The organism is Nostoc sp. (assembly GCF_036918245.1).
Taxonomy (GTDB): Bacteria; Cyanobacteriota; Cyanobacteriia; order Cyanobacteriales; family Nostocaceae; genus Nostoc.
Genome location: NZ_JBALEF010000113.1, coordinates 25,673 through 32,048 on the forward strand (window position 1 = coordinate 25,673; position 6,376 = coordinate 32,048).

Sequence of the window (6,376 nt, forward strand, 5' to 3'; positions counted from 1 at the left end):
TATACTAAGTAAATATCTACTGTCATTAGCCTTTTCAACAAGTGGTTACAAAAAAATATTCTATAAAGTTAAAAAATCAGTAAGATACTTAAATTTACTTTTGATGGAGAAAAAAAACTTTGACTATAAAGTTTTGTGTTTAGGAGCGCATTGTGATGATATAGAAATTGGTTGCGGAGGTACGATATTAAAATTAGTAGAAACTTACCCAAATATTATGTTTTATTGGGTTGTATTTAGTTCAAACTTACAAAGAGAAGAGGAAGCTTATAACAGCGCTAATAGATTTTTAAAAAATAAACATATAAAAAATCTAGTAATAAAAAATTTTAAAGATGGATTTTTCCCTTTCATAGCAATTGAAATTAAAGGCTTTTTCGAGGAATTAAAACGAGAATATAGTCCTGATTTAATTTTTACTCATTATCGCCAGGATTTGCATCAAGATCATCGCTTAATTTCCGAATTTACTTGGAATACATTTAGAAATCACTTAATTTTAGAGTATGAAATACCTAAATATGATGGTGATTTAGGAAATCCTAATTTTTTTGTTAATTTAAATGAGGAAATTTGCCAAAATAAAGTTCAATACATTATTGATAGCTTTCCGTCGCAAAATAATAAACAATGGTTTACAGAAGAAACCTTTATATCAATTCTAAGGTTGCGAGGAGTTGAATCTAACTCACCCAATAAATATGCAGAAGCTTTTTATTGCCGCAAAATCGTTTTCTAGCTTGAATCTCTTTTTTGGTTTAGAATTAGAATAATAAATACAAAAACTTGCATACATATTAGTATTCAAATCTTCAAGATAATATAACTATTTCTTAATTTATTAAACATAATCTTATCCTGAAGAAGTTTTTGTAACATAACCCATTTTATAAAGTAATTTAATAAATAAAATGCAGAAAAATATTGATATAAACAATAGTACTAATGTAAATGATATTAGCTGTAAAATGTATCAGTTAATGTCAGATATGTATCCTATTTGTCGTAGTATTACTGGGGATGGCTTAAGAAAAACACTAAACATTATTAAACAACATATACCCTTAAATATTCATGATATTCCCACTGGCACTCAAGTATTTGATTGGACTATTCCCAAAGAATGGAATATTAGAGATGCCTTTATCAAAAACTCACAGGGTAAAAAGATTATAAATTTCCATCAATCTAATCTCCATGTAGTTAATTACAGCATTAATATTCATGAGAAGATGCTATTAAAGGATTTAAAAGCACATCTTTTTAAACTGCACGATCAGCCTGATTGGATTCCTTATAGAACTTCTTACTACGAAGAAAACTGGGGTTTTTGTCTTAGTCATAATCAATTATTGGAACTAAAAGATGAAGAATATGAAGTTTGCATTGATTCTTCGTTAGAGAATGGTTGTTTAACTTACGGAGAGTATTACATTAGAGGAAAAAAAACGGATGAAATTATAATTTCGTGTCATACCTGCCACCCATCGCTTTGTAATGACAATCTCTCAGGTATAGCATTGGCAACCTTCTTAGCCAAACATCTCAGCGAAATTTCACCTTCTTACTCCTATCGCTTTCTCTTTATTCCTGGAACCATCGGTTCTATTACTTGGTTAGCTTTAAATGAAGCTAATGTTGACAAAATTAAACATGGTTTAGTTGTAACCTGTGTGGGTGATCCGGGCAAGTCTCATTACAAAAAAAGCCGTCGAGGTAATGCCGAAATTGATAAAGCTGTTACTCATGTGTTGAAGAGTTCTGGTCAAGATTATGAAATTATGGAGTTCTCTCCCTATGGCTATGATGAACGGCAGTTTTGTTCACCAGGCTTTAATCTTCCTGTAGGGTGTTTTATGAGATCGCCTCATGGTACTTATCCCCAATATCATACATCTGCCGACAATTTGGAACTTGTACAACCTCAATATCTTGCTGATTCTTTATCAAAAATTTTGTCGGTTTTAGATATTATAGAAAATAATAAAAAATACTTAAATCAAAACCCTAAATGCGAACCGCAGTTAGGTAAACGAGGATTATACAGTGCTATAGGTGGGCAAACTGATACAAAAAAGAGTGAAATGGCTATGTTGTGGATTTTAAACTTATCTGATGGTAATCATACGCTATTAGAGATTTCGGAAGAATCAGGTATAGAGTTTGATGTGATTAAGAAAACAGCAGATACATTGTTACAGTTCAAATTGTTGAAAGAATATTAATAATTCTAAAACGAAATTTGGGAATTCTTGAGATATTTCAGCTATACATCTTTACGTTTATGAAAACTAGCATTATCTCAAATTAAAATAATCTTAGGACCATACTTGGAGAAATCTTCAGGGCGGTTTCCTTTACTTACCCACTCTTCGTTTAATTAATTCATTCAATTGTTGTAATTGCTGGTAAAAAATATCTGCATTACCTTTTTTAACAAAAAAGCATACTTGTTTCTGGTCTGATTCCCCAGGGCAAACGCATCTAAATATTGACGAGCCTGAATCAGGGTGAAATATACCAAGACTCAAACTAAATAAGGCTTTGAGGAAATTAAATCTCCCTGTATATGAAAATGAGAATCATTACGAGGGGGGAGTTAGAGGCAGCCGACGGCTGCCTGAATTTTCACGGTCAGTTCTCCACTAAATAGCGTAGGTTTTCTCACAGTCTGATTCTCAATAGTTTTAGATTAATGACTAGGAATCACGAGAAGATCAGCGCAAAGAAAAACTCAATTTATGCGATCGCCATCGGCTCATGGCGGTTACGCCATCGCCCTCCCGATCAAAGTGACTTTTACAGATGCCGTGAAAAGTCAGGACGGCTGCCCTTCATTGAACGTGGTATTCTCACATTTATCAGAAAGAAGAATTACGTTCTCCCAGATCCTCTCTATGAAGCTCAAACCCAAAATTACGATTGCTGACCATTTTGCGGTGATACAAGATCCACGAATAGATCGCACCAAACGACATAAATTAATCGATATCATGACCATTGCCGTATGTGCTGTGATTTGTGGTGCGGATGGTTGGGTAGGAATAGAGACTTGAGCTTAGTGCAAAATATGAATGGTTAAAAACATTTTTAGAGTTGCCAAATGGTATTCCGTCTCATGATACTTTTGCGCGAGTATTTGGGGTACAAGTATCATCGGAACAGAAAACCGGGTTAAGCTTAAAAGTCTTATCCTGTAAGGATTTTATTGAGGGTTGTAGTAACTGATGTTTCAAGTTACCAAGTAGTTGCTTAACGAGTAAAGCAGGTTTCAGCGTTGAAATAAATTTGTATTATTAATGTAATAATGCTTAACCCGGTTTTCTGTCCCAATGGTACTAATACCCCTAGGTCGCTTGAGTTTAGAGAAATCCATAATCTGGAAAGTTATACGTAAATACTTGTACAATGATAACTGCTTGATAGTAATAAAACTAACATTTGGCAACAAGCTATACCGTTAGGGACTTCCAAGGAATAAATTACTCAAAAAAATTGAAAGCATATATTTAAGCAAGAATGATAATCATTATGAGGGGGTAAGCGGTGGTCGCCGTCGGCGACCACCGCTTACCCCCTTAAGTATTCATAAAAAGCTCTGCACTCTGTAACAGATTTCAGGTGCATGGTAAGAATTAATATTAATGATTAAAGAGTCAAAACATTTTAGTAATAATAATGATTAAAATTAGGTGCTGACACAATAGATATCAACAAACCACTTTCCTAAATTGGGAAACTTTTCATGCGTAGATTGAGTGAGACGGTTTACTTGCTTTTCGATAGCAGACATAGCACTTTTGGTTAGCTTAACCCCAGTAGAATAAGTTTGAGTTACTAACTTAACCACAGGATGTTTCCCTTTCCATGTCATATTTTCAGCAAACTTTAAAGCTGTCTCTACTTCATCTAAAATACTACCATTCCAATATTTCTCTAATATCCCCCATGTTCGCTCAATCGGATTATATTTGCTGTGATATGGGGGATAGTAGGCTAAACGTATATTCAGTTGATTAGATTGAGCAAACTCCACTATACGTTTCATGAATTGAGTACGCCGAGAATTATTCTCTCCACCATTATCTTGATTTATAATAAGTGTTTTTATATCTGAAAATCGCCAACTTTCGCTTTTCCAAAAATCCTCCAAGATATCAACAATAAAATCACTCGTTACTTTAGATGTAAAGTATAAAAAAAGACAACTTCACAACCGATCCAACCGCAGCAACAGAATAACTGCGACCCTGCTTACCCAGATTTTTGCATTCCAAAGAATTCACCAGACTTAAATTGCCGAGATATTAGCCAACGAAGGTTTAAAGTGCTGCCACCCGATCCTCATGGGTTTGACCGAGATGGTGATGGCATTGGATGTGAACGGTAGATGTGATTTTAAGAAGATTTTGGACAGCCTTTGTCAGGAGAAGTCGGACAAATTGTAAGCTGAAATAACTAAAACTTTGTTAAGGGAAAAATGAAGTTATCGTATTATTTAGTCTGACAAAAGTTTACAGTTAGCTTTAGCCATCTGGGTGGCATTAACATAACCCTTGGGTATCGCGTATTTGCCTATCTGCCCAGACTGGGGCATTTGGTTGATTTTTGAATCACGTCAAAAGTGTGTCAGCATTGTAATTAGTTCACTTTGTTGTGAATCAATGAATTGAGCTAAACGATCGCATTGCTTCCCGGCGGGCGATCGCTTTAACTTTTCCTTGGTGTAGCCTTATGGTTGACACCAGTATATTAATAATATTATCATGTCAACTGGCGAGCGCAGTGAAAATAAAATTAAAGTAAAAATGAATATCACAGTAGATGTAACACCCATTGCTGCGTTTAGGTGGAATGAAGAAAATGCCCAAAAACTCAGGGAGCTTAGAGAGAAAGCTGGATATAGTAGACAAAAGCTATCTGATGCTGTGGGAGTTTCTGTGGCTTATATTCAGCAGCTAGAGACTCCTCACGTCTTTATTAACAAACCAAAAAAACCAACTCAGATGACTGTTAGTACAGAAATTCTAGAGAAACTTTGTGCTGCTTTAGATGGGGATATCACTTCACTTATTTGGAACATAGATTACAACAGCTAAGAGAATTATCTACTACGCTCACCAGTGAAAATGCTTGATAACCACTGGTGAGCGTAGTAATATGGTAATCATAAGAGAGGAGACGAGCGCGATGCCTCTTTTGAAAAACAAAGAAGCGCTCAAAATTCAACCCTTACAAATCGAGTTAACGATACGAAACCTAAAACCAGCCGCCACCGGGACTAGCAGCCGGAAGCCAAAAACTTGTATTGCTCAAGCCACCGGAGATGATTCCGATGACCAAACCAAGTCTGAAAACTGGTTGTAAAAACTTCAATCTTTCCAGAATTAAGGCGATTGCGTACTCAGTAGTATGCAATCGCCTTTTCAATCAATTCTTATCACATGGCTGTACAGAGGACACGGTAATATCCCAATATCTTCTCTACAGCTTTGTGCTGTCTGGTGCTCTGACATCAGTTAATACGCTTTACCCTTGAACACTTTTATAGAACCCATTTGAGATCTATACAGGAGGGCAATCGAATTTGGCTGAACTACGAGCTAAGTTACAAATTTTATAGATTGATCGTCAGGATTTTTTTCTTGCTTTTTTTGTCGCTCAACACGACTGTATTGTAGGGTAATGTATCCGTTCCCAGCGGAATTGGCAGCCTAAAACTGGGGCTTTTATGATCGAGTTCGCCTAAATCAATGCTTTTCGTTATATCGCCATCTGTTGCCAGATAAGCGGTAAGTTCGCCTTTATAATCTTCAATTAAAAAGTCTCTAAAGAAAACGACTTCCCCACCCTCAGGATCTATACCAAGGATGACCGTACCGCTGAAAGTTGCGCCTTTTCGTTCTTCATCAACCGTTGCCATTGTGATTTCCGAGGGGTCTTGACCGGACATATCTGCCATAAACTTTTTCCTAGGCGAATTCTCAACAATTGAAAATGATTTTACCTAACGCTATGGGCGATCGCAAAACTCTCAGGACGTATTTCTGCATCGGTCTTGCAAATGTATAGCCAAGTTATTTCTGGTTATACGCCTAATTGGAAGATTGAGTAGGGATGATTCGGGGCTGAAAGCGATCACGAAGCGTTGCTGCAAAGCAGATCGCATCGCAGAAACCTGATAGAGGGGAGACGTTGAGAAGTTTCCGGATAACTTGATCCGACCTTGCCTCGGCAGTAGAGTGCCCTTATCTGTGAACTGACAGGTTTATGGAGTCCAAGGATATAGAACCCATTTGACATCTTATCAGGTTTTGAATTAAGGTACTCCTCAGCATGTAAAATCCAATACTAATGGCGTATTCCAGCAACCTCA

At 36.2% G+C, this 6,376-nt stretch carries 6 protein-coding genes and 3 pseudogenes; 6 read left to right on the top strand and 3 right to left on the bottom strand.

The features are described from left to right. Window positions 1-103: 103 nt before the first annotated feature. The gene (locus V7L12_RS32600) at window positions 104-739 is read left to right on the top strand and encodes a PIG-L deacetylase family protein (protein ID WP_335090764.1); all 636 of its coding nucleotides are present in this window, start codon (window positions 104-106) and stop codon (window positions 737-739) included. A 172-nt stretch (window positions 740-911) separates the two neighbouring features. Further along, window positions 912-2,225: a DUF4910 domain-containing protein gene (locus tag V7L12_RS32605; RefSeq protein ID WP_335090766.1), complete on the top strand. Its 1,314-nt coding sequence runs from the start codon at window positions 912-914 to the stop codon at window positions 2,223-2,225. Here V7L12_RS32605 and V7L12_RS32610 read toward each other — a convergent pair. Continuing rightward, window positions 2,223-2,468, bottom strand: a pseudogene (locus V7L12_RS32610) (transposase); the annotation flags it as partial. The gene V7L12_RS32605 and the pseudogene V7L12_RS32610 overlap by 3 nt on opposite strands. A gap of 227 nt (window positions 2,469-2,695) precedes the next feature. Between V7L12_RS32610 and V7L12_RS32615 the strand changes: the two are divergent. After that, a complete protein-coding gene (locus tag V7L12_RS32615) occupies window positions 2,696-2,929 on the top strand; it encodes a hypothetical protein (RefSeq protein ID WP_335090768.1) in 234 nt (77 codons plus the stop codon). Continuing rightward, window positions 2,898-3,141: pseudogene (locus V7L12_RS32620) on the top strand (transposase family protein); the annotation flags it as partial. The gene V7L12_RS32615 and the pseudogene V7L12_RS32620, both read left to right, overlap by 32 nt. A gap of 547 nt (window positions 3,142-3,688) precedes the next feature. Here V7L12_RS32620 and V7L12_RS32625 read toward each other — a convergent pair. Continuing rightward, window positions 3,689-4,204 (bottom strand): annotated as a pseudogene (locus tag V7L12_RS32625) (ISAzo13-like element transposase-related protein); the annotation flags it as partial. 562 nt (window positions 4,205-4,766) lie between these two features. Between V7L12_RS32625 and V7L12_RS32630 the strand changes: the two are divergent. Next, on the top strand, window positions 4,767-5,099 hold the full coding sequence (locus V7L12_RS32630; protein ID WP_094345915.1) for a helix-turn-helix domain-containing protein: 333 nt from the start codon (window positions 4,767-4,769) through the stop codon (window positions 5,097-5,099). A 91-nt stretch (window positions 5,100-5,190) separates the two neighbouring features. After that, window positions 5,191-5,367 carry a hypothetical protein gene (locus V7L12_RS32635; RefSeq protein WP_335090770.1) on the top strand — a complete coding sequence of 59 codons (177 nt, stop codon included), beginning with the start codon at window positions 5,191-5,193 and terminating at the stop codon, window positions 5,365-5,367. Window positions 5,368-5,617: 250 nt separating this feature from the next. Here the strand turns inward: V7L12_RS32635 and V7L12_RS32640 are convergent, their stop codons facing one another. After that, window positions 5,618-5,962 (bottom strand): hypothetical protein, encoded by a 345-nt coding sequence (locus V7L12_RS32640; protein WP_086689711.1) that lies wholly within the window; start codon window positions 5,960-5,962, stop codon window positions 5,618-5,620. Window positions 5,963-6,376: the final 414 nt, after the last annotated feature.

Coding starts and splice junctions, on each gene's coding strand:
- V7L12_RS32635 (WP_335090770.1), top strand. CDS start 5,191: ATGCCTCTTTTGAAAAACAAAGAAGCGCTCAAAATTCAACCCTTACAA.
- V7L12_RS32600 (WP_335090764.1), top strand. CDS start 104: ATGGAGAAAAAAAACTTTGACTATAAAGTTTTGTGTTTAGGAGCGCAT.
- V7L12_RS32630 (WP_094345915.1), top strand. CDS start 4,767: ATGTCAACTGGCGAGCGCAGTGAAAATAAAATTAAAGTAAAAATGAAT.
- V7L12_RS32640 (WP_086689711.1), bottom strand. CDS start 5,962: ATGGCAGATATGTCCGGTCAAGACCCCTCGGAAATCACAATGGCAACG.
- V7L12_RS32615 (WP_335090768.1), top strand. CDS start 2,696: ATGACTAGGAATCACGAGAAGATCAGCGCAAAGAAAAACTCAATTTAT.
- V7L12_RS32605 (WP_335090766.1), top strand. CDS start 912: ATGCAGAAAAATATTGATATAAACAATAGTACTAATGTAAATGATATT.